The 22841-nt window shown below is 71.9% G+C and carries 23 protein-coding genes; 14 read left to right on the top strand and 9 right to left on the bottom strand.

Features of this window, described 5'->3' with window-relative positions:
- Positions 1-44: 44 nt before the first annotated feature.
- Entirely contained in the window at positions 45-1076 is a 1032-nt protein-coding gene (locus VIS07_11365; protein ID HEY8516103.1) for an MBL fold metallo-hydrolase, read from the bottom strand.
- A gap of 213 nt (positions 1077-1289) precedes the next feature.
- On the opposite strand from VIS07_11365, the gene mug reads away from it, so the two are divergent.
- The gene (mug, locus tag VIS07_11360; GenBank protein ID HEY8516102.1) at positions 1290-1973 is read left to right on the top strand and encodes a G/U mismatch-specific DNA glycosylase; all 684 of its coding nucleotides are present in this window, start codon (positions 1290-1292) and stop codon (positions 1971-1973) included.
- Between the two features lie 69 nt (positions 1974-2042).
- On the opposite strand, the gene VIS07_11355 is transcribed toward mug, so the two are convergent.
- Positions 2043-2768, bottom strand: coding sequence for a hypothetical protein (locus tag VIS07_11355; GenBank protein ID HEY8516101.1), 726 nt, complete (start codon positions 2766-2768; stop codon positions 2043-2045).
- A gap of 129 nt (positions 2769-2897) precedes the next feature.
- Between VIS07_11355 and VIS07_11350 the strand changes: the two genes are divergently transcribed.
- Positions 2898-5273, top strand: a complete 2376-nt coding sequence (locus VIS07_11350; protein ID HEY8516100.1) for a nitric-oxide reductase large subunit — start codon at positions 2898-2900, stop codon at positions 5271-5273.
- A 51-nt stretch (positions 5274-5324) separates the two neighbouring features.
- On the opposite strand, the gene VIS07_11345 is transcribed toward VIS07_11350, so the two are convergent.
- Both VIS07_11345 and VIS07_11340 read right to left on the bottom strand, forming a co-directional pair.
- Entirely contained in the window at positions 5325-6284 is a 960-nt protein-coding gene (locus tag VIS07_11345) for a nucleoside hydrolase (GenBank protein ID HEY8516099.1), read from the bottom strand.
- Complete coding sequence (locus VIS07_11340; protein ID HEY8516098.1) at positions 6281-7342, bottom strand: hypothetical protein; 1062 nt, start codon at positions 7340-7342, stop codon at positions 6281-6283. The genes VIS07_11345 and VIS07_11340 overlap by 4 nt, the downstream gene beginning before the upstream one ends.
- A 97-nt stretch (positions 7343-7439) precedes the next feature.
- Between VIS07_11340 and hflK the strand changes: the two genes are divergently transcribed.
- From hflK to VIS07_11320, 4 genes are all read left to right on the top strand, one after another.
- Positions 7440-8546, top strand: coding sequence for an FtsH protease activity modulator HflK (gene hflK / locus VIS07_11335; GenBank protein ID HEY8516097.1), 1107 nt, complete (start codon positions 7440-7442; stop codon positions 8544-8546).
- 22 nt (positions 8547-8568) lie between these two features.
- A complete protein-coding gene (gene hflC, locus VIS07_11330; GenBank protein ID HEY8516096.1) occupies positions 8569-9456 on the top strand; it encodes a protease modulator HflC in 888 nt (295 codons plus the stop codon).
- A 25-nt stretch (positions 9457-9481) separates the two neighbouring features.
- Positions 9482-9991, top strand: coding sequence for a J domain-containing protein (locus VIS07_11325; GenBank protein ID HEY8516095.1), 510 nt, complete (start codon positions 9482-9484; stop codon positions 9989-9991).
- Between the two features lie 97 nt (positions 9992-10088).
- Positions 10089-10790 (top strand): urease accessory protein, encoded by a 702-nt coding sequence (locus VIS07_11320; GenBank protein HEY8516094.1) that lies wholly within the window; start codon positions 10089-10091, stop codon positions 10788-10790.
- Positions 10791-10823: 33 nt separating this feature from the next.
- Here the strand turns inward: VIS07_11320 and VIS07_11315 are convergent, their stop codons facing one another.
- On the bottom strand, positions 10824-11354 hold the full coding sequence (locus tag VIS07_11315) for a GNAT family N-acetyltransferase (protein ID HEY8516093.1): 531 nt from the start codon (positions 11352-11354) through the stop codon (positions 10824-10826).
- 439 nt (positions 11355-11793) lie between these two features.
- Between VIS07_11315 and VIS07_11310 the strand changes: the two genes are divergently transcribed.
- The 8 genes from VIS07_11310 to VIS07_11275 all read left to right on the top strand — a co-directional run bounded on the left by VIS07_11310 (position 11794) and on the right by VIS07_11275 (position 19427).
- Positions 11794-12603, top strand: a complete 810-nt coding sequence (locus VIS07_11310; protein ID HEY8516092.1) for a hypothetical protein — start codon at positions 11794-11796, stop codon at positions 12601-12603.
- A gap of 91 nt (positions 12604-12694) precedes the next feature.
- On the top strand, positions 12695-13366 hold the full coding sequence (locus VIS07_11305) for a hypothetical protein (protein ID HEY8516091.1): 672 nt from the start codon (positions 12695-12697) through the stop codon (positions 13364-13366).
- A 78-nt stretch (positions 13367-13444) separates the two neighbouring features.
- Positions 13445-13810, top strand: coding sequence for a hypothetical protein (locus VIS07_11300; protein HEY8516090.1), 366 nt, complete (start codon positions 13445-13447; stop codon positions 13808-13810).
- A gap of 156 nt (positions 13811-13966) precedes the next feature.
- Positions 13967-14092 (top strand): hypothetical protein, encoded by a 126-nt coding sequence (locus VIS07_11295; GenBank protein HEY8516089.1) that lies wholly within the window; start codon positions 13967-13969, stop codon positions 14090-14092.
- Positions 14093-14243: 151 nt separating this feature from the next.
- Positions 14244-15494: a hemolysin family protein gene (locus tag VIS07_11290; protein HEY8516088.1), complete on the top strand. Its 1251-nt coding sequence runs from the start codon at positions 14244-14246 to the stop codon at positions 15492-15494.
- 52 nt (positions 15495-15546) lie between these two features.
- On the top strand, positions 15547-17127 hold the full coding sequence (locus VIS07_11285; GenBank protein HEY8516087.1) for a glycerol-3-phosphate dehydrogenase/oxidase: 1581 nt from the start codon (positions 15547-15549) through the stop codon (positions 17125-17127).
- Positions 17128-17180: 53 nt separating this feature from the next.
- Positions 17181-17924: a TVP38/TMEM64 family protein gene (locus VIS07_11280; protein HEY8516086.1), complete on the top strand. Its 744-nt coding sequence runs from the start codon at positions 17181-17183 to the stop codon at positions 17922-17924.
- A 78-nt stretch (positions 17925-18002) separates the two neighbouring features.
- Complete coding sequence (locus VIS07_11275; GenBank protein HEY8516085.1) at positions 18003-19427, top strand: sulfatase; 1425 nt, start codon at positions 18003-18005, stop codon at positions 19425-19427.
- 271 nt (positions 19428-19698) lie between these two features.
- Here the strand turns inward: VIS07_11275 and VIS07_11270 are convergent, their stop codons facing one another.
- The 4 genes from VIS07_11270 to VIS07_11255 all read right to left on the bottom strand — a co-directional run bounded on the left by VIS07_11270 (position 19699) and on the right by VIS07_11255 (position 22830).
- Entirely contained in the window at positions 19699-20088 is a 390-nt protein-coding gene (locus VIS07_11270) for a VOC family protein (protein ID HEY8516084.1), read from the bottom strand.
- A 13-nt stretch (positions 20089-20101) separates the two neighbouring features.
- Positions 20102-20818, bottom strand: coding sequence for a DUF4336 domain-containing protein (locus tag VIS07_11265; protein ID HEY8516083.1), 717 nt, complete (start codon positions 20816-20818; stop codon positions 20102-20104).
- Entirely contained in the window at positions 20818-21960 is a 1143-nt protein-coding gene (locus VIS07_11260) for a serine hydrolase domain-containing protein (protein ID HEY8516082.1), read from the bottom strand. The genes VIS07_11265 and VIS07_11260 overlap by 1 nt, the downstream gene beginning before the upstream one ends.
- A 93-nt stretch (positions 21961-22053) precedes the next feature.
- On the bottom strand, positions 22054-22830 hold the full coding sequence (locus VIS07_11255) for an acetoacetate decarboxylase family protein (protein HEY8516081.1): 777 nt from the start codon (positions 22828-22830) through the stop codon (positions 22054-22056).
- Positions 22831-22841: the final 11 nt, after the last annotated feature.

Here is a 22841-nt window from a genome sequence, read left to right as displayed (position 1 = left end):
CGGTCTCCGAGGCGACCCGGCGCGCGCGCCCGTCGCGTGGCTCGTCAGGATGTGCTTGACGTAGCGTCGGAGCGCGGCGCGCTTCGCGGCGTGCGCGTCGTCGCGGGGCCGAGCTCGGCGCGCAGGTTCACCTGGTCGTGCGACACCAGCAGGCGCGCGCCGTGCTCGCGCGCGAGCGTCGCGAGGAAGGCGCGCAGCTCCTTCTGCCGCGCGTCGGACTCCGGGACGAGGAGCTTGCGGTAGAGCCACGGCTTCGGCACGTCGTGCAGGATGCCGTCGAGGTGATTGACGGTGTCGCCGGCGAACGCGTAGAGGCGCTCGCCGCCCTCGGTCGCGACGCGCGCGAGCACGATCTGGCTGCCCGGCGTGTGGCCGCCCGCGTCGATCACCGCGACGCCCGGAAAGCCGGGCACGGCCAGGAACCGCTCGCCGGAGAGCGTCGCGCGCTCGACGCACGTCGCCTCGTCGAGCAGCGCGAGCCCGGGGCGCGTCGTGTGGTTCGGGCGCGCGGACTGCGCCTCGGTCATGAACGCCGTGAGCCTCGTCTCCGGCGCGGCCGCGCACAGCGACAGCACGCCGTCGACGTGGTCGGTGTGCAGGTGGGTGAAGACGATGCCGCGCACGCGCGCGGCGGACGGGCCGAGCACCGCGCCGATCGCGCCGCGTGCGACGAGAGGACGCGCGCCGCCGAGCCACTCGATCTGGCGTCCGAACTCGAGGGCCGGCTCGCGCCGCATGCCGGCGTCGATCAGCAGCACGCGTCCGTCGGCCCACTCGAGGACGAACGCGGGGTGGCTCATCACGTACGGTCGCGCGGGTGTCGGGTCCTCGTTGGGCTCGAGCACCGCGGTGCGCGGCATGCGCTGCGACGCGGTCTCGACCCACCACAGGCGGACGGGCAGGGCGCTCGCGGGCTCGGCGCGGAAGCGCGCCAGGTCGTCGGCGGTCGGCAGCGGCGCGCGCTCGCGGTCGATCGCGCGGTGCGCCTGCACCAGCACGGCGCCGAGCGCCAGCACCGCGAGCGCGAGCAGCGCGGCGACGCCGATCAGGATCCGGGAGAGGAGGCGCTTCGGCACGTCGGAGGCTCTGAGCGCAAACGGCTCCGGCGTCAAGCGGCGGCGCGCGAGCTCGCTCGTCGTCGCGACCGCGCACGAGAGCAGCTCGAGGCACGCCGCGACGCTTGCGCCGCGCTGACACTCATCGTCACGTGACGACGCTCGCGGCGTGCGAGCCCTCGACTCACGTGACGGCGCTGGCGCCGCGCGAGCGCTGCTCGCTATGCTCGCCGCGTGGCGCGGCCGTCGCGGGGTTCGGAGACGCCGTCTACGCGAAAGCGCGGACGGTCGGGCGGCGCGCCTGCGCGTCCGCCGCGACGCGGCGTCCCCTGGCGTCCGACGCGCGAGCAGATCGCGGCCGCCGCCGGCCGCACCGTCCCGGACGTCGTCGCCGATCGTCTCGCCGTGCTCTTCTGCGGCATCAACCCGAGCCTGTACTCCGGAGCCGTGCGCCACCACTTCGCGCGCCCGGGCAACCGCTTCTGGCCGGTGCTGCACGGCGCGGGCTTCACGGACCGCCTGCTGACGCCGTTCGAGGAGGACGAGCTCCTCGCGCGCGGCGTCGGCGTGACCAATCTCGTCGCGCGCGCGACCGCGTCCGCCGCGGAGCTGACGCGCGACGAGCTGCGCCGCGGCGCCCGCGTGCTCGCGGCCAAGGTACGCCGTCACCGTCCGGCGATCGTCGCGTTCCTCGGCATCGAGGCCTACCGGCACGCCTTCGCCCGCAAGGACGCGAAGCTCGGCGAGCAGCCCGAGCGCCTCGAGGGCGCGCGCGTCTGGGTGCTGCCGAACCCGAGCGGGCTCAACGCGCACTACCAGCTGCCGGAGCTCGTGCGGATCTACCGCGAGCTCGCGGAGGCGGCGGGGCTTCTCGAGCGCGATGCCCAAGCTCTGCGCCGCTCGCGCGCCGCGCGGTAGCGACGCTCGCGCACGTCGCGAGGTCGCGCAGCGCGCGAGCGGCGCGGACGTGACGTCGCGAGGCGAACGCTACGCGGACGACGGCTCCGCGGCCCCCGCCGCGCCGTCCGTGCCGAAGAACCAGTCGAGCGCCGCGGTCTGGAAGCCGCGCGACGGCCAGTGGATGCCGCCCTCGTCGATGCGCAGCTCGACGTCGTAGCCGAGGCTGCGCAGCAGCTCGACGTTCGGCGTGCACACGAGCTCGAACGGAAACACCGTGTCGTGCGTGCCGTGCTCGAGCAGGATGCGCGGCTTCGGATCGTCGGGACCGATCGCGTTGCCGTCGATCGCGACGAAGCCCGCGGCCCAGCCCATCACCGCCGAGAAGAGACGCGGGTTCGAGAGCCCGACCGCGAGCGCGTAGCTCGCGCCGTCCGAGTAGCCGATCAGTGCTTGACGGGCAGGATCGATCGGCACGCGGCGGTAGATCTCGACGTAGAGCCGCTCGAGGAAGTCGAGGTCGGGGCGCCCTTGACCGACGAGCAGGTCCCACGTCGGGTAGGTCGAGCGCGGGATCAGGAACAGCGCGTCGCGCCGAGCGGCCTCGTCGCGGTAGGCGCGGCAGAGAAGCTCGTCTTGACGCCCGGCGCCGTGCAGCACGGTGATCAGCGGATAGCGACGATCCGGATCGATCACCGGCGGCGTCAGCAGGAAGGCGTGCGTGACGCCGTTGCGCACCATCGCGATTCCGTCGGGCGGTGCGTCCAGGGCCCGCTCCGGGAGCTCGTGCACGACGCGCAGCGCCAGCGTGTCCACGCGGGCGAACCTACGCGGGATGCGCCGCCGTCGCCAGCGATCCGACGAACCGTCTTCTTCTCCCGGCCGTTTCGCGCCAGGATGAGCGCCAGCCACGGCCCCCGGACGTCGGCCTCGAGGAGGGACGCGATGCGCTACTTCAAGCTCTGGCTCGGCCTGGGGCTGATCGTCGCCCTGTCGTTCGTCGTTCTCGGCTACTACGGCGTCCGGATCTACCAGCAGGCGCCGCCCGTTCCGGAGCGCGTCGTGACCGACGACGGTCGGGTCGTGCTGACCGGCGACGACATCCACGACGGCATGAACGTCTGGCGGACGACCGGCGGTCAGGAGCTCGGCAGCATCTGGGGACACGGCGCGTACGTCGCGCCGGACTGGTCCGCCGACTGGCTGCACCGCGAGTCGCTGTGGCTGCTGAACCAGTGGTCCGCCGCCGAGCACGGACGTCCGTTCGCCGAGCTCGGCGAGAGCGAGCGCGTCGTGCTGCAGCGTCGCCTCGAGGACCTGATGCGCACGAACCGCTACGACGCCGCGAGCGGCACGCTGACGATCCCCACGGACCGCGCGCGCTCGATCGCCGCGATGACCGACTACTACGCGGCGATCTTCGGCGACGCGGAGAGCTTCCCGCCGGAGCTGCGTGCGATCGCCGACGGCGGCTTGCAGCCGCCGGAGCTGCGCGATGCGTACGCGATGCCGGCGCTCACCGTGCGCGACCCCGAGCGTCGTCGGCAGCTCGGCGCATTTTTCTTCTGGACGGCGTGGGCGTGCGCGGCGGAGCGTCCGGGCGGCGCGATCGAGCAGGTCGACGCCTCGAGCACGACGCCGCGTCCGGTGTCGTACACCAACAACTGGCCGCCGGAGCGCCTCGTCGGCAACCGTCCGACGGGCGAGATCGTGGTGTGGTCGGTGCTGAGCTTCGTGCTGCTGCTCGCCGGCGTCGGCGCGCTCGTCTGGTACTACGCGAGCCTGCGCGGGCGCGAGGAGATGCCCGACGAGCTGCCCGAGAAGGATCCCCTGCTCGCGATCCAGGCCACGCCGTCGATGCGCGCGACGCTCAAGTACTTCTGGGTCGTGGCGGCGCTGATCGTCGTGCAGGTGATCCTCGGCGCGGTCACCGCGCACTACGGCGTCGAGGGCGGCGGCTTCTACGGCTTCCCGCTCGCCAACTGGCTGCCGTACGCGGTGACGCGCACCTGGCACCTGCAGCTCGGGCTGTTCTGGATCGCGACCGCGTGGCTCGCGACCGGGCTCTACATGGCTCCGGCGGTGTCGGGGCACGAGCCGCGCGGGCAGAAGGCGGGCGTCGACTTCCTGTTCGTCTGCTTGCTGGTGATCGTCGTCGGGACGCTGTTCGGCACCTGGTACGCGACGCGCCAGCGGATGGGCTTCACGACGAACTTCTGGTTCGGCCACCAGGGCTACGAGTACGTCGACCTCGGCCGCTTCTGGCAGGCGTTCCTGCTGGTCGGGCTCTTCCTCTGGCTCGGCTTGATGCTGCGCGCGCTGTGGCCGGCCTTCCGCAACCTCGGCGAGCACCGCCACCTGCTCGCGCTGTTCGCGGTCGCGTCGGCGGCGATCGCGCTGTTCTACGGCGCCGGGATGTTCTGGGGGCCGCGCACGAATCTCGCGATCGCCGAGTACTGGCGCTGGTGGGTCGTGCACCTCTGGGTCGAGGGCTTCTTCGAGGTGTTCGCGACCGTGCTGATCGCGTTCCTCTTCGTCCGCATGGGGCTCTTGCGTGGCGGCGTTGCGACGGCGGCGGTGCTGTTCTCGACCTGCGTCTTCCTCTTCGGCGGCATCCTCGGGACGTTCCACCACCTCTACTTCTCGGGCACGCCGACCGCGGTGCTCGCGATCGGCGCGACGTTCAGCGCGTTCGAGGTCGTGCCGCTCGTGCTGATCGGCTTCGAGGGCTACCAGAACTTGACGATCGCACGCGCGCGACCGTGGGTGTCGGCCTACAAGTGGCCGATCTACTTCTTCGTCGCGGTCGCGTTCTGGAACCTGGTCGGCGCGGGGCTGTTCGGCTTCCTGATCAACCCGCCGATCGCGCTCTACTTCATGCAGGGTCTCAACACGACGCCGGTGCACGGGCACACCGCGCTGTTCGGCGTCTACGGCATGCTCGGGATGGGGCTTCTGCTGTTCTGCCTGCGTGGCTTGACGCGCGATCGCGAGTGGCGCAACGGGCCGATCAGCTTCGCCTTCTGGTCGGTGAACGTCGGGCTCGCGCTGATGGTGCTGCTGTCGATGCTGCCGGTCGGCATGCTGCAGACCTGGGCGAGCGTCGAGCACGGCATGTGGTGGGCGCGCTCCGCGCAGTTCCTGCAGACCGAGCTCATGGACACCCTGCGCTGGCTGCGCGTCGTCGGCGACACGATCTTCGCGATCGGCATCGTCGTGTTCGGCTGGTTCGTGCTCGGGCTCAAGACCGGCTGGTCGCTGCGCGCGGAACGCGAGCACGCGCTCGAGCAGTGGGCCGAGCCGGTGCGCGCGCCGCGCTGAGGAGCGGTCACGCGCAGGACGAGCGCGACGCGGACGCCGCGCCGTGTCGCCTCAGCCGCGTGCGCCGCGGTACGACGTGACGCGCGCGACGAAGTCGGCGCGAAAGCGCTCCGCGTCGACCGCGGTCGCGCAGCGCATGACGAACGAGCCCGGCGTGCCGCGCGGCGCCTCGAGCGTGCGCAAGACGCCGCTCTCGATCGTCGGCAGGATCGCGAGCTCCTCGAAGCCACACGCGGAGCCGCCGTAGACCGCGGCCAGCGCCAGCGGGTCGTGCAAAAAGGCGACGTTGTCGGGCGCGATCGCCGCACCCATGGCGCCGAAGATGCGCCGCATGTGCGGCGTCCAGGCGCGCACCGCCGCGGCGATCGCGTCGTGGAACGGCGTGCCGGCGGCGGCGATGCGCTCGAGGTCGTCCGGCGCGAGCCGGGTCTGCAGCGTGACGTCGGCGGTGACGAGCGTCGTCGGGATGCCGGCGCGCAGCACGGCGAGCGACGCGGCGGCGTCCGAGCACAGGTTGTAGTCGACGCCGGGCGCGAACTCGTGCTCGCCGTACGCGACGCGGCGGACGTGCCCGCCCATGATCGTGAGACGCTTGATGCGGCGCGCGAGCGCCGCGTCGCGCTCGAGCACGCGCGCGAGGTTGGTCATCGGTCCGACCGCGACCACCTCGAGATCGTCCTCTGCACGCAGCAGGCGCACGAGCGCGTCGACCGCGTGCTCGCCCGACGCGAGCCGCTCGCCGGGCGCGAGCGCGAAATCGCCCTCGTCGCCGAGCCAGAGGAACTGGCCGTCCCCGAGCGGGCGCTCGCAGCCGGCGTACACCGGGACGTCGCGCCGTCCCGCGAGGTCGAGCAAGCGGCGCGCGATCGCGCCGCGCCGCGCGGTGTCGGCGGTGACGGTGGTGACGGCGACGAGCTCGATCTCGGGCGACGCGAGCGCGAGCGCCAGGCAGAGCGCGTCGTCGGCGTCGGTGCCGATGTCGGTGTCGAGGACGAGGCGCGTGCGGCTCACGGCGTGGATCCTTTGGTCAGCAAGGCGGCGAGCGCCGCGGGCGACGCCGGCGGTCGGCGCGCGAGCCGATCTCCGAGCTCGACCGCCGCGAGCGCGTGCCGCGTGTCGCGCACGGCCGCGACCCGCGCCGCACCGATCGTGCGCCGTAGCACCTCGAGCGCGGCGTAGCGTGCGACGTCGGCGAACACGGGCGGCGCCTCGCCGGCAGCGCTGACGTACGCGTCCCAGGTGTCGGCGGCGAGCTCCGCCGCGTCGTGCAGCGCGCCGCGCGCGACACCCGCGAGCACGAGGTGCGCGAGCAGCGTGCCGACGTCGAACGCCGGATCACCGAAGTGCGCGATCTCGGCGTCGAGCAGCTTGACGCCGCCGGGCGGCAAGAGAACGTTGCCGGCCTGCACGTCGCCGTGCACGAGCGCTCCGCGCGGCTCGAGGTAGCGCCGGTACGCGCGCGCGGCGATCGCGCGCAGCTCGTCGTCCCGCCACAGACGCTCGGCGCGCGCGCGCAGCTCGGGCTCGAGCGGGAAGTCATTGGGCGCAAACGGCAACGCGAAGACGTGATCGCCGTGCAGGCGCTGCATCTCGTCGTTGCGGAAGTGCGCGGCGAGCGAAGGATCGTGCGTCGCGGCGTGGACGCGCGCGAGCAGCGCGGCGAGGTCGCGCAGCGCGTCCCGGACGTCGGCGCCACGCAGCAGCGCGTGGTCGAGGCGCTCCGCGTCGCCGAGGTCCTCGAGGACGAGGACGCGGCGTGCCTCGTCGAAGAAGAGCACGCGCGGACACACGCCGCGCGCGTCGTGCGGCGCCGCGCGCTCGAGCCAACGGTGCTCGAAGACGATGCGCTCGGTGCTCGCCCGGTACTGCGGGAAGCGCTCGAGCGCCGGACGCGCTTGCTTGACGACGATGCTCGTCCGTCCTGCGATGCGTGCGCGCCGCACCCAGTTGATGTTGCCGTCGCCGGCCGGCTCGACCACGACGTCCTCGGCGCCGGACGCGAGCCCGATCGAGCGCAGGTAGGCGGGCAGCAGCGCCTCGTCGAGCGCGTCTTCGGTCGCGAGCGCCATCGCGCTCGTGAATGGACGCTGGCTCGACGCGAAGCAAGTCGCGCCGCGAACGGCCGTCCCGATTGACCTCGCTGGCGGGCCTGCCTAGACGAGACGGATGCCGGACGATTGGCGCAGCGGACCGCGCCGCGAGCGGCGCGACGACGACGTGTTCGCCGAGGTGCGCGATCTGGTCGAGGCGATGCGCGCCAAGATGCGCGGCGGCGGGGGCGGAGGCAACGGCGCACGCGCGCCCGGACGTCCGGTGAGCCCGTGGCCGTTCGTCGCGATCGGGCTCGCGCTCTGGCTCGCGAGCGGCTTGTTCATCGTCGCCCCGGACCAGCGCGGCGTCGTGCTGCGCTTCGGCAAGGTCGTGCGCGAGGTCGGGCCGGGCCCGGGCTACCACCTGCCGTGGCCGATCGAGACCGTGCTCAAGCCCGAGGTGACGCGCATCCGCAAGGAGGAGTTCGGCTTCCGCACGCTCGACGTCGGACCGCCGGCGCGCTTCCGCGACGTCGACCAGGAAGCGCTCATGCTCACGGGCGACGAGAACATCGTCAAGCTCATGTTCATCGTCCAGTACCGCGTGAAGAGCGATCCCGACGCCGCCACCGACTTCCTGTTCAACGTGCGCGACCCGGCCGGGACGGTGCGCGCCGCGGCGGAGGCGGCGATGCGTCAGGTGATCGGCAGCAACGCGATCGACGACGCGCTCACCGACGACCGCGAGCGCATCCAGCAGGAGGCGCAGGCGCTGCTCCAGGAGATCCTCGACTCCTACGACTCGGGGCTCTTGATCGAGACCGTCAAGCTACAGGACGTCGACCCGCCCGACCAGGTGTCGGACGCGTTCAAGGACGTCATCTCCGCGCAGCAGGACCGCGAGCGGATGATCAACGAGGCGCGCGGCTACTCGAACGACGTCGTGCCGAAGGCGCGCGGCAAGGCGGCGCAGATGCTGAACGACGCGGAAGGCTACCGCCTCGCCAAGATCCAGGAAGCGAACGGCGCCGCGCAGCGCTTCATCGCGCTGCACGAGGAGTACGCGAAGGCGCCCGACGTCACGCGGCGGCGGCTCTACCTCGAGACCATGGAGGAGATCCTGCCGCGCATGGACAAGGTGCTGATCGACGACAAGGCGGGCGAGAGCGTCGTGCCCTACCTGCCGCTCGACCAGATGCTGCGCCGGCGCGAGCCGCAGGCGGCGGAGCCGGCTTCGCGATGAGCGCGCGCGGGAGGCGAGGCTGATGGACCGTCGCTGGGCGCTCGTCATCGGCACGGTGGTGGTCATCGTCGCGGTGTGGAACCTCGCGCTGTTCACCGTGCCGACGTGGATGCACGCCGTCGTCCTGCAGCTCGGCGAGCCGGTGCGCACCGTGCGCGAGCCCGGGCTGTACTTCAAGATCCCGTTCATCCAGACGGTGCTGTACTTCGATCGTCGTCTGCTCGAGTACGAGGCGCCGTCGAAGGAGCTGCTGACGCGCGACAAGCAGCAGCTCGTGGTCGACAACTACACGCGCTGGCGGATCATCGACCCGCTCAGGTTCTACCAGGCGGTGCGCGACGAGGCGGGCGCGCAGTCGCGGCTCGACGACATCGTGTACTCGAACCTGCGCGAAAACTTCGGACGCCAGACGCTGCGCGACGTCGTCAGCGCGAAGCGCGAGCAGATGATGCGCGACGTGACGATCAAGAGCGACCAGAAGGCGCGCGACTACGGCATCGAGGTGGTCGACGTGCGCGTCAAGCGCGCCGACCTGCCGGAGAAGAACGAGCAGAACGTCTTCAACCGGATGCGCACCGAGCGCGAGCGTCTCGCCAAGAAGTTCCGCGCCGAGGGCGACGAGGAGGCGCGCAAGATCACGTCGGAGTCCGACAAGCAGGTGCGCGTTCTTCTCGCCGAGGCGCAGCGCCAGGCCGAGGTGCTGCGCGGGCAGGGCGACGCCGAGGCGGTGCGCATCTACGCCGAGGCGTACGGCCGCGACCCCGAGCTGTTCGCGCTGGTGCGCACGCTCGACGCCTACAAGCGCGCGCTGCCCGACGGCACGGCGCTCGTGCTGTCGCCGGACAGCGAGTTCTTCCGCTACCTGAAGAGCCTCGAGCCCGCGCCGCGCTCGACGCCGGCGCCGCAGTGAGCCGCGTCGCGCGCGGACGTGCGCGATGAACCGCTTCGTCGTCGTCCTGCTGGTGTGCCTGCTCCTGCTGCTCTACGTGCGCTCGCCGATCGACCTGCTGCCCGACCGCATCGGTCTGCTCGGGCTGCTCGACGATCTGCTGCTCGCGTTCTTCGCCGTGTGGTGGCTGCGTCGCGGCGGTGGCGCGCAGCGCCCGCGCATGACGGCGCGGCAGCGCGCGCGCGGCCCGGCGGGCTTCGGCGCGGCGGGCGCGGGGCAGCGCGCAGGCGAAGGGCGAGCGGGGCAGGGTGGCGCGGAAGGTGACGACGCGCGTGACGCGGCGTCGGGAGCCGAGCCGGCCTGGGATCCCTACGCGGTGCTCGGCGTCGCGCGCGACGCGTCGGCGGAGGAGATCGCGCGCGCCTACCGCGAGCAGATGAAGCTCTACCACCCGGATCGTGTCGCGGGGCTCGGGCGCGAGCTCCAGGAGCTCGCGCACCGGAAGGCGGTCGAGATCCAGCGCGCGTACGCGGAGCTGTCGCAGCGCGACGCGTGAGCGTCGGCGCGCGGTCAGTCGTCTGCGCTGCGGCGCTCGCGCGCCTTCGTGCGCGCGGGTCGCGGCGCGAGCGCCCCGTGGTATGGTCGGCGGAGCGATGCTCGCACTGCTCCTCATGGGCGCCCTGGTCGGCGTACGCCACGCGCTCGAGGCCGATCACGTCGCCGCCGTCGCGGCGCTGACGACGCGCTCCGCATCGCTCGGCGACCGGGTGAAGCTAGCGGCGGCCTGGGGCGGCGGGCACGCGGCGAGCCTGATGGTCGCGGGCGCGGCGCTCGTGCTGCTCGGCGTGTCGCTGCCGGAGCCCGCCGCGCGCGGCTTCGAGGCGCTCGCCGGGGTGGTGCTCGTCGCGCTCGGCGTCGACGTCCTGCGACGCGTGCGCGAGCGACGCATCCACGTCCACGTCCACCAGCACGGCGACGCGGCGCCGCACGTCCACGTGCACGCGCACGCGGGCGAGAGCGCGCCGCACGAGCACTCGCCGCACCACCACGAGCACCCGGCGACGCCGCTGCCGCGCGCGCTCGCGGTCGGCACGCTGCACGGTCTCGCGGGCTCGGGCGCGCTCGTCCTGCTGGCGCTGCCGATGCTCGGCTCGCCGGTACGCGCGCTGCTCTACGTCGCGACCTTCGCGATCGGCTCGATCGTCGGCATGGTGCTGTTCTCGCTCGCGCTGTCGCTGCCGCTGGTCTGGTGGCCGCGGCTCTTGCAGGCGTCCACGGGCAAGATCGAGACGGCGCTCGGCGTCGTGACGATCGCGCTCGGCGGCTGGATGGCGCTGCAGGCGGCCGCGTTCTGAAGCGCGCGCCCGCGTGACTCTGTCGCGTGCGGCTCAGGAGCGCAGCGGCGTCAGCCGCAGGCGCATCGCGACGCGCTCCTTCGCGGGCAGCCCGCGCTCGACCTCGGCGCGCAGCAGCGCGCGCAGCGCGTCGGGGAGCTCGCGCTCGCCGAGCACGCGAAAGCCCATGCTCGCGTAGAACGGGGCGTTCCACGGCACGTGGCGAAAGGTCGTGAGCGTGATCGCCGGATAGCCGCGCTCGCGCGCCGCCTTGATCACCGTCGCGAGGAGCGCGCGGCCGAGGCCGCGGCGGCCGTGCTTCGGGTGGACGTCGATCTCGTGCAGGTGCGCGTTGCCGTCGAGCTCCTCGAGCAGCGCGAAGCCGACGGGCCGATCGCGCCCGTCGACCGCGACCCAGAGGAAGTCCCGCGCGACGGCGCTCGCGAGGTCCTCGCGCGGGAGCGTCTCGCGCGCGAACTGACGCGCGAACCCGTACGGCTTGAAGAGCGCCGCCGCCGCGCGCTCGATGCGCGCGAGCAGGGCGACGTCGTCCGGCCGCGCGAGCCGAATCGCGTAACGGTGCACGGCGGCGCATCGTACATGCTTTGTCGTTGCGGCGCTTGGCCGGTCCGGCGCTGGGCTGCGAAGTCGGCGTGCGCCGATCGCGCGCGCTGGCCTTTTCCATCCGCTCGAAGCTTCGCGGCGCGAGGCGTCGCCTGTGCCGAAGCAAGTACCGTGGCTTTGCGAAGCTTAGTTGATTCGCACTCCCGTCCACTTTAGGGTCGCCAGGTTTCGACCTTGGGATTGGCGGGGGAGCCGTGACACGTTGGACGTTCGTCCGCGTTGGCTCGTCGGCTGTCGGTTCCGTGCTGGTGCTGCTCGTTGCCGTGCCAGCGAGAGCGCAGTCGACGCCGAGCAGAGTATCGCAAGCTTAGATGCAGGACGCGCGCGAAGCTTCGCGAGATCCGTTCGAGGTGAAGGCGGCGGTGCCGGCGTCGCCGATGTTTCGGCGAACGCCGATGCCGTGGCGACGGAAACGATCTACACCGGCCCCACTGCCTCGGGTGAAGCCGTACGCGTCCTCGCGAGGGCCTACGCGCTCCGAGATCTGAGCGAAGACTCGGCACCGCGACCCATCGTCGTCGGCCCCGCGGATCTCGATGCTCCCTGGATCGTCGCGAAGCTCCGAGAGGCGTACGAGGCGGGGTTCGCCGTCGCCGTCACCGACGCCGAGGTCGCCGACATCGATCGTCTGCACGAGTTGATGTCACACGAGGGGAGCGCTCACCCGGGCGCGGAGGTGAAGCAGGTCGCCCTCGCTGCCGTGCGCAGGGCCGAGCGGCCCGACGGGCAGCTCAACTACGGCTCGCATCTGCTGGCTGCCACGCGTCGCTGGGGGCATGCCGCCCCGATCAGACCGAGTTCGAGTTCACCACCTCGTCGGGAATCGATGCGGGCTACCATCGCAGCGGTCACGACACGACGTTCCAGAACGTCGAAGTCAATCGAACTCGTTCGTGCCGATGCCCTTCGGGCGCATCTTCGCGCTGCAGCCGCCGACCGTCACCGCGGTGAGCCCGTCGTGCGTCGTGCCCGGTCGCGCTTCACGATCCAGGGGACGGGGTTGTACCCGTCGCTGGTCGAGGCGGTGCTGATCGGCGGCACGGCCGTCGACGCGACCAACGTCCAGACGACCAGCGACACGGAGATCGAGGTCATCGCCCCCGACACCAACGAGTGCCGGCACGAGGCCGGCTGCGCGGTCGCGGTACAGACCACCGAGGGGACGTCCAACACGAACGTCAACGTCGTGATCCGCCACGAGTGCGGCTGAGGGCCTGCGAGGCCTGCGGCACGGGAGGGATCGCTCGCGCGTGCCCGGGCGCGATTGGCGCTCGCGGCTGCGCCATGGAATCGTGCGGGCGATGGCAGCACTCACACATCGCTCGCTCGTCGCCGTTCTCGTCCTGCTCGTCGGGGCGTCGGCGTGCCAGCGCACCGTCGAGCACCCCTTGTTCCCGCTCGAGGCCGGGAGGAAGTGGATCTACCTCATCACGACCGAGCCGAACGACGGCGAGGAGCCGATCGCGCTCCAGGTCACCACGGTCGGCCCCGAGACCCTCGAGGGGCAGCGCGTCGTCCGACAGCAGATCGAGCTCGGCGACGAGACCCACTTCCGCTTCATGGCGGTCGACGAGCGCGGCGTCTACCGCTACGCGACGCAGTCGGCCGGCGAGGCGTCGCCGACCCTCGAGCTCGGGCGCGACGACCTGATCGTCCTCGACCCGCAGAAGGGCAGCTCGTGGCGCGGCGAGGCGGCCTTCTCCTTCCTCGACGGCCCCGACCGGGTGCCGATCGAGTCGGTGGTCGAGCTGACGAACGACACCGTCGACGTGCCGGCCGGACGCTTTCCCGGCTGCGTGAAGGTGCGCGTCAGCGGTCAGGCGCGCGTCGGCGAGCGCACGCTCACGCTCACCGAGCAAGTTTGGTACGCGAAGGGCGTCGGCATGGTGAAGTCCATCGTCGAGGAGAGCGAGAGCGGTCCGGAGCCCCGCAGCGTGCGGGTCACGACCGAGCTCGCGTCGTACTCGCTGTGAGCCGGCCGGTCGGCGCGCCGGTTCGTGCCGCGGGCCCGACCTGATACGCTGCGCACGACATCGCGCGGAGGCGGAAGCATGGAGATCAAGGACCTCGACCACGACGAGCAGCTCGCCCTGGTGGGCCTCGTCGAGTTCATCGGTGAATCGAACCGGGAGATGACCGACGAGGAGCTCGAGCGCATCTCGAACGTCGCGGCCGCGCTCGGGCCGGCGACCTACCGGCGCCTGGCCGAGGAGGCGGACCAGCGCTTCGAGGACGAGGAGGCGCTGCGCCGCTTCCTCGCCGGAGCCGGACGCGCCGAGGCGCGGGAGCTGGTCTACGCGACCGCGCTCGAGATCGCGATGGGCGACACGATCCAGCCGAGCGAGTCGCAGCTCCTCGACTGGCTCGCGAAGACCTGGGGCATCGACGTGCGCTTCGACGGAGGGGCGGGCTCCTGAGCGGGGCCGTCCGCGTGAATCGGCTTTGTAAGGGCTACGTCGCGCCGCGCCCTGCGTTGCCGGCCGCGAACGTCGTCCCTCCGGATGCGTCAGCGCCTTCGGGCGCGCTTCGCCGTGGCACGAACCCTGCGGCTTCCCCCGCGAAGGAGGCTCGCCATGCAGGACGTTCGACCAAAGGAGCGCACCGACGAGCGCGGTGCAATCGGCTGGGTGCTGCTCTGGCTGATCGGCATCCCGATTCCGATTCTCATCGTTCTGTTCCTGATCCGCGGCTGCACGTGAGGCGGTCGGCGGCTCGCCCCGCACGACCGGTCGAAACGGCGACGCCGGCGTGCTAGGGGCGGCTGCGAGCTTTGGACCCTGACCCAACACGCGGGACCGCCGTCGGCGGCGCCCCCATGCTGGCGTCGCGCAGGCGGGGTCCCAGTTGACCGTGCTCGTCGTCGCGGTCGCCGTCCTGGTGGTGATCGGGACGGCGCTGGCCCTCGCGGAGGCGGCGCTGACGCGGGTATCGCGCGTGCGCGCGATCTCTCTCCGCCAGGAGGGGCGCCCGAATGCGGCCCTGCTGGAGAAGATCGCGTCCGATCCGCCGCGCTACCTGAACGCCGTCTACCTGGCGGTGATGCTGGTGCAGAACGGCTCGGCGATCCTGGTCGCGATCATCGCCGAGAACTCCTTCGGGGCGGTCGGCATCACCGTCGCCTCGGTGCTGTTCACGCTCGGCTACTTCGTGGTTGTCGAGGCGATGGGCAAGACCTTTGCGGTCCTGCACAGCGACCGCGTCGCCTTGATGCTCGCGCCCTTCGTCTGGGTGCTGGCCTGGATTCTCGCCCTGCCGACGCGCGCGCTGATCGGGCTCGCCAACATCCTCTTGCCGGGGAAGGGCCTCGAGAAGGGACCGTTCGTCACGCCGAACGAGATCCGCACCATGGCCCAGGTCGGGCACGAGGAGGGCGCCATCGACGAGACGGAGAAGGACATGATCCACTCCGTCTTCCACTTCCGCACGAGCGTCGCGCGCCAGGTGATGGTGCCGCGTCCCGACGTCGTCGGCATCGACCTCTCGTGCTCGCTCGCCGACGCGCAGGAGATCTTCGTCCGCCACGGCTTCTCGCGTCTGCCGGCCTACCGCGGCGACCTCGACAACACCGAGGGCATCATCCACGCGAAGGACCTGCTGACCGTCCGCCAGCAAGGGCGCACCGACGTGACCCTGCGCGACATCATGCGCCCGGTGCACTTCGTCCCCGAGTCGAAGCGCCTGGTCGACCTTCTGAAGGAGATGCGCGAGCAGCAGTTCCACATGGGGCTCGTGGTCGACGAGTTCGGCTCGGTGGTGGGGCTGGTCACGCTCGAGGACCTGCTCGAGGAGCTCGTGGGCGAGATCGCCGACGAGCACGACGTCGACGAGGGCGACATCGAGATGCTCGGCGACGGCCGCTACCGCGTCGACGCGACGATGGCGATCTCGGATCTGAGCGACGTGCTCGGCGTCGAGCTGCCGCGCGAGCGCTGGAACACGGTCGGCGGGCTGATGTTCGGCCTGCTCGGCGCGATCCCGACCGCCGGCGAGAGCGTCGTGTACGACAACCTGCGCTTCACCGCCGAGCGCGTGCACGGACGGCGCATCGTCAGCGTGCTGATCACGACCGAGCCGACGGTCGCGGCGCGCACCGGCTCTTGACGGTGCGCGGATCCTCGTCGTCCGCTAAGTCTGCCCTCGGGACGAGGCGCGCATGAACCGCGAGCGGATGATCGCAGCGCTCACGGACGGTCCGTGGGACGTGCTCGTGATCGGCGGCGGCGCGACCGGGCTCGGCGTCGCGGTCGACGCGCAGACGCGCGGCTACCGCACCGTGCTGGTCGAGCAGTACGACTTCGCGAAGGGCACCTCGAGCCGCTCGACGAAGCTCGTGCACGGCGGCGTGCGCTACCTGCAGCAGGGCAACGTCGCGCTCGTGCTCGAAGCGCTGCGCGAGCGCGGGCTGATGTGCCGCAACGCCTCGCACCTGGTGCACGACCTCGCCTTCGTCGTGCCGCGCTACCGCTGGTGGGAGGGGCCGTTCTACGGCATCGGCCTCAAGCTCTACGACCGCCTCGCCGGCAAGCTCAACATCTCGCGCTCGCGGCTCCTCGACCGCGAGTCGACGATCGAGCGCATCCCGAACGTCGAGACCGAGAACCTGCTCGGCGGCGTCATGTACCACGACGCGCAGTTCGACGACGCGCGGATGGCGATCGCGCTCGCGCAGACCGCGGCCGACCACGGCGCGCTGCTCGTCAACTACATGCGCGTCGACCGCCTGATCAAGGACGAGGGCACGGTGTCGGGCGTCGTCGCGACCGACGTCGAGACCGGCACGAGCCACGAGCTGCGCGCGCGCGTGGTGATCAACGCGACCGGCATCTTCGCCGACGACATCCGCCGCATGGACCAGGCGGACAGCGAGCCGATGATCCAGCCGAGCCAGGGCGTCCACCTGGTGCTCGACCGCGCGTTCCAGCCGAGCGACACCGCGATCATGGTGCCGCACACCGACGATGGCCGCGTGCTGTTCGTCATCCCGTGGCACCAGCGCGTCCTGGTCGGCACCACCGACACGGCGATGGACCACGCCGACATCGAGCCGCGCGCGCTGCCCGAGGAGGTCGACTTCATCCTGCGCAACGCGGCCCGCTACCTCGATCGCCAGCCGACCCGCGACGACGTGCTCAGCGTGTTCGCCGGGCAGCGTCCGCTGGTGCAGCCGGTGGGCGGCGCCGCGGCGCGCGGACGCACCAAGTCGATCTCGCGCGAGCACTCGGTCGTGGTGTCGGACTCGGGGCTCGTGACGATCGTCGGCGGCAAGTGGACGACCTACCGCAAGATGGCGCAGGACACCGTCGACGACGCGGTCGAGGTCGGCGGCCTGCCGGAGCGGCCGTGCGTCACCGAGAACCTGCGGCTGCACGGTTGGCTCGCCCGCAACGATCCGCGCGTGCCGCACGCGCTGCACATGAAGATGTACGGCGCCGACGCGGAGGTCGTGCAGGCCTTCCTCGACGACGACCCGGCGCGCCGGGTGGCGCTGCACCCGCGGCTGCCGTACGTCGCGGGGCAGGTCGCGTGGGCGGCGCGCCACGAGATGGCGCGCACCGTCGAGGACGTGCTCGCGCGCCGGACGCGCAGCCTGCTGCTCGACGCGCGCGCCGCGATCGAGGCCGCGCCGGCGACGGCGCGCATCCTCGCCGCCGAGCTCGGCCGCGACGCCGCCTGGGTGCAACGCCAGGTCGAGGAGTTCGAGGCGCTGGCGCGCGGCTACCTGCTCTCCGGCTGACGCTACCAGGGGAGGGCGTTTTGCGCGCCCGGCGGATGGGCTAGGACGGGGCCATGGCGATGCCCGAAGGCTTGCCGCAGAGCGACGCACGCGAGGCGCCGGCGCTGCGCCAGCCGAAGGCGCGTCTCTCGCGTCGCGCCGTCGGGCTGATCGTCGCGGGCGTCGCGGTGCTCGTGGTGGGGGCCGTCCTCGCGACGCAGGTCGACTGGCGCGCGCTCGATGCGCACGCGATCGCCGAGCGCGTGCGCGCCGCGGGCCCGATCGGCCCGCTCGCGCTCTTCGCGCTGCTCGTCGTGCAGTGCGTGATCGCGCCGCTGCCGTCCGAGCCGCTGATGATGGCGGCGGGCTTTCTCTATGGACCGTGGGCGGGCTTCGTGCTCGCGTGGGCGGGCGTCATGGTCGGCGCGACCGCGTGCTTCGTCGTCGCGCGCAAGCTCGGACGGCCGGTCGTCGAGCGCTTCGCGTCGCCGCAGAAGCTCGCGCTGTTCGACGAGCAGCTCGCGCGCCGCGGGCTGCTCGCGACGTTTCTCGCCGTGCTCGGCGTGCGCGCGCTCGCCCACGGGTCGTTCGACATCGTGAGCTACGCGTGCGGGCTGATCGCGTTCCCGCTGCCGCTCTTCCTGCTCGCGAGCGGCGTCGGCGTGGTGCCGAAGGTGTTCGCGTTCACCTACCTCGGCGCGAGCGCGGGCGAGCGTCCGGGATGGCTCGACGCGACGATCCTCGTCGGGACGTTCGGCGTGCTGCTCGCGCTGCCGTGGTGGTGGCGTGCGCGGCGCCGCCGCGCGTCTGCGGCCTGACGCCGTAGACGCCTCCGTGAGACGCCGGAGGCGAATCCGGCTCGCGCGCCGGGGCGGGCTTCCGTAGACTCGAGATCCGTGCGGCACGTCTTTCTCGCGACCCTGACGCTCGTCGTCGTCGCGGCCGTGGTCCTCGCGCTTCGCGCGGAGCGGGCGTCCCAGGCGAGTGCGCGGCCGAACGTCCTCCTGGTCTCGATCGACTCGCTGCGCGCCGATCACCTCGGCGCCTACGGCTACGAGCGCCCGACGAGCCCGAACATCGACCGTCTCGCGAGCGAGGGCGTGGTGTTCGAGAAGGCGATCGCGCCCGCGCCGTGGACGGTGCCTTCGCACATGACGATGCTGACCGCGCTGCCGCCGGAGGTGCACGGCGTCACCAAGCACACCATGGCACTCGCCCCCGAGGCGGTCACGCTCGCGGAGGTGCTGCGCGACGAGGGCTACGCGACGGCCGCGTTCGTCTCCGGTCCGACCGTCATGGCGCACTACGGATTCGGGCAGGGCTTCACGCTGTTCGACGAGTCGACGGCGACGCCAAACCGTGCCCTCGCGCGGACGGGCATCACGTCGCCCGCGCTCGTCGAGCTCGTCGACGACTACCTCGACGCGTGGGATCGCAAGGGCCGTCGCGCGCCGTTTTTCATCTTCTTGCACATGTGGGACGTGCACTACGACTACGAGCCGCCGCCGCCCTACGACCGCATGTTCGATCCGGACTACGCGGGTCATGCGGACTTCAGCGACTTCGAGCGCAACCAGAGCATCCGTCCCGACATGGACCCGCGCGACCTGCAGCACCTGATCGCGCTCTACGACGGCGAGATCCGCTGGACCGACGAGAACCTCGGCAAGATCCTCGACCGCTTGCGGCAGCTGCGCGTGCTCGACGACACCATCGTCGTGGTCACGAGCGACCACGGCGACGAGTTCTTCGAGCACGGTCTCAAGGGCCACTCGAAGACGCTGTACGACGAGGTGCTGCACGTGCCGCTCGTCGTGCGCTTCCCGCCGCGCGTCCCGCCCGGGCGCCGCATCGCGAACCAGGTGCGTCTGATGGACGTTGCACCGACGATCCTCGGGCTCGCGGGCATCGAGGCGCCGGAGCGCTTCGGCATGAGCCGCGACGAGATGCCGCTACCGTACGGCCACGTCGACCTGACGCCGTGGATCACCGGCGCCGGCGAGGATGCGCTGCCGGACGAGCTGCCGGCGTTCAGCATGGCGACGGCGTACTTCGGACCGCAGTGGTCGATGCGCACGAACGCGGGCAAAATGATCCGCTTCGAGGCTGGGCGGCGCATCGAGGTCTACGACCTCGAGCAGGATCCTCGCGAGAAGCACAATCTGTACGGCACCGGGAAGGCCCGGGCGCTGCTGCAGGCGTTCGCGCCGGTGTTCCAAGGCTGGGAGAACATCTGGCGCGTGCTGCCGGCCTTCGCCGTCGAGCGCAAGCCCACGCAGTCGCACGAGGCTCGGCTGCGCGCGCTCGGCTACATCGAGTAGCGGACGGGCCGCCGGAGCCGGCCGCGCCCCCTCGAGGCGAAATCTTGGGGGGCGCCGCCCCTGGGGTCGTCTCCCGAGGTTCGTGCCCGAGGCTGCGGAGACGCATTCTGGTCGGCGCGCTGCTCGCGATCGCGCTGCCGCTCGGCGCGATCTCGGCGTTCGGCAACGCGCCGATCCGTCGTGAACGACGACTTCGACGACTGCGCGCAGAACCTCGCCTGCCTCGAGCCGCCGTCGGCTGCGTCGCCGGCGGAGCGGGCGCCGCGAGACCTCAGCGGCGCAGGTCCTGCGCGAGCTCGATCAGGTTGCCGTCGGGATCTCGCACGTAGGCGGTACGCTGACCCCAGGGCCGCGTCGTGGGCGGCGTCACCGCCTCGACGCCCGCCGCGGCGAGCTCGGCGAACGCGGCGTCGCAGTCCTCGACCTTGAAGCCGAGCTCGAACGCCGGCGCCGTGCGCGACGGCGGCTCGAGCGGCGTCCCGAGCGTCTCCGCCATCGCCTCGCGCGCGTAGAGCGAGAGCCGCGTCGTGCCGGCGCGGAGCTGCGCGTAGCGCTCGGCGCGGTGCTGCAGCTCGAGCCCGAGCGTGCCCTGGTAGAAGGCGAGCGCGCGCTCGAGGTCGGCGACGATCAGCACGACGTAGTCGAGGACGCGAAGCTGCACGCCTCAGGCTCCGTCAAGCACCGCCGCCGGGGCCGAGCCAGGCGAAGGCGTGCGCTAGCGCGGCGTGGCCGCCGGTCGCGAGCACGTCGCCGTGCGCCATCACGACGCGGTCGAAGTCCCAGCGCAGGATCTGGTCGAGCGAGCGTCGGGCCGCGGCGCGGTCGCGGATCGCCAAGCGCACGATGCGGGTCGGCCCGAAGCCGCGCGTCGCGCCGACCAGCCGGAGAAAGAGCCCCGCGCGCTTGGACGAGCCGAGGTTGAACACCAGGTCCGTCAAGATCAACGTGCGCGACGTCGGGTGCAGCAGCGCGACCTCGTTCATGAGCGGCGCGCCCGCGACCGGACAGGCGAGCACCTCGTCGCCCCAGAGCCGCTGCGCGGTCTCGGCGTCGAGCACGTGCGCGAAGCGCAGGTCGCGACGCTTTTCGGCGAGCCCGGGTGCGCCGACCAGCTCCGCATCCGGGTACGCCGTGACGTACTCGGCGAGATAGAAATGGTGCACCTTGCACGGGCCGACCACCCAGCGCACGCGTCCGAGGGCGTCGAGCGCGGCGCGGGTCGCAGGGTCGAGCGCGACCGGCGAGTGCAGGACGAGATCGCCGTTCGCCAGGCGGATCACCGTCATGCGCGTGCCGATGTCGCCGACGACGAGCTTCAGCGGGCGGGTCGCGATCCAGAGGTCGCGGTCGAGCTGCTCGAGCGGGCGGTCGTCGCTTTGCGCGTGCGCCATCAGTCGGCGAGCGCGGCGCAGGCCGCGACCTCGTAGGCGCGGTGCAGCAGCTCGAACACGTCGTCGCGGATACCCGGTGAAATCTGCTCGTTCACCGACACGACCACCGAGCGGCGTCCGTCGAGCGTCGCCGCGGCGAACTGCGTGTAGCCGAAGATGTTGCCGGTGTGGCCGTAGAGCGTGCCGCAGTCCGTCTCGTAGCGGAAGATGCCGAGGCCGGCGGAGTTGCGTCCGGGGCCGGGCGGCTCCGACGACGCGCCGGGAATGAACTCGAGCTGCTGCGCGCGGGCCTCGCCGCCGAACAGCTTGCCGCCGGCGTAGGCGCGGATGAAGCGGTTCAGCTCGAGCGGCGTCGACACCACGCCGCCCGAAGCCCAGGTGTAGCCCGCGGCGAGGATCTCGCTGACGTCGAACGGCAAGCCGGGAGCGACGTCGTAGCCGTGGATGTACGGCCGCGGCATCCGGTAGCCGGACGGCAGCGACGTCTGACGCAGACCGAGCGGGCTCAGCACGCGCGCCGCGAGCAGGTGCTGGTATGCGCGGCCCGTCGCGGCCTCCGCCATGAGCCCGACCAGGATGTTGTCGGTGTTCGAGTAGCTGTAGCGAGAGCCCGGCTCGAACTCGAGCTCCTCGTCGGCGACGTACTCGACGAGCGCGCGCGGCGGCACCGGAACGCGCGGAAAGGCGTCGATGCGCTCGGCGAACTCGAGGCTCGAGGTGAACGAGGGCACGCCGCTCGTGTGGTTCAAGAGGTCGCGCAGCGTGACGCTCTCCCAGCCGTTGCCGAGCCCGGGCAGAAGCTCGCCGAGCGTGTCGTCGAGCGACAGCAACCCGCGGTCGACGAGCGAGAGCGCAACCGCGCCGCTGAAGGCCTTGGCGACGCTCGCGACCCGCATGTGATCGGTCGGCCGCATGCGACGGCGCTGCGCGACGTCGCCGAGCCCGGCGGTGAAGACCTCGAGGCGTCCGCCGCGCTGCACGACCGCGATCGCGCCCGGCGGACCGTCGGGCGCCGCGACCACGTCCTGCAGCGCGCGATCGAGCTCGGTGTCGATGAGAGAGGAGGGCGCCTCGCGCACGGTGGCGGCGAGCAGCGCCGGACAGAGAACGAGCGCGATCGTGGTCGCGCGGAGCGTTGACATGGCGCGACCGTCTATCCCCGCCGTCGAGCGCAAACAAGCGCGGACGCCGTCGAGCTCGGCGTCGGGCCGACGAGCGAGCGGCAGGGGAATCTTCTAGACGCGCTCCGGACCCTCGAACAGCGCGCGCTGGCGCTCCATCCACACGCTCATCAGCGCCGTGCGCGGCAAGCCGAGCTTGCGCAGCTCGTCCGCGATCGGGTGCGTGCCGAGGATCAGGTCCGCGCCGCCGAGCGTGAAGCCGACGCCGCTCGCCGTGGCCTTGAAGCGCGTGCGGTGCAGCACGCCGTCGATGTAGGAGTACGTGCTGAGCGTCGTCTCGCCGAGCGTGCGCGAGCCGCCGCGCGGCACGCTCAGCGTCAGCACGTGCTTGCCGTCCATCACCAGGCGGCAGGTACGGCGTCCGCCCGCGTCCTCGAACTCGATCTGCTCGACGGTCTTCGGGAAGCCCCAGATCCCCTCGCCGGCGTCGCGCGTGAAGCTCTGGTTCACCGGCAGCTTCCAGATCCAGGTCGCGAGCGAGCTGCGGAAGAGCTCGATCGCGCTGCCGATGTACGGGATGCCGAGCGCGGGCTGCTCGCCGCGGCGGCGCACGAAGAACGCGAGCGAGACCTCGTCGTAGTCGCCGAGGTCGTTGTCGCGGTAGTCGATGATCGCGATCGAGAACAGCGCTTGCCCGGGCAGCACCTCGACGACGTCGAGCTCCGGGCCGGGCAGCAGCGCGCGCGCCGCACGCGCCGACACGAGATAGGTCACGGCGCCGGACGAGGCGTCGCGTACCTCGACCGGCAGCGTCACCTCGCGTCCCTGGAAGACGTAGCGCCCGGGACGCCGCTCCGTCGCTTCTTCCTTCCGTGCCGCTTCGCCGTTCATGGCTCGCTCCT

The organism is Candidatus Binatia bacterium, assembly GCA_036563615.1.
Taxonomy (GTDB): Bacteria; Desulfobacterota; Binatia; order UBA12015; family UBA12015; genus DATCMB01.
The sequence above is the reverse complement of the archived record's forward strand: the minus strand, read 5'-3'. Positions and strand labels throughout refer to the sequence as shown.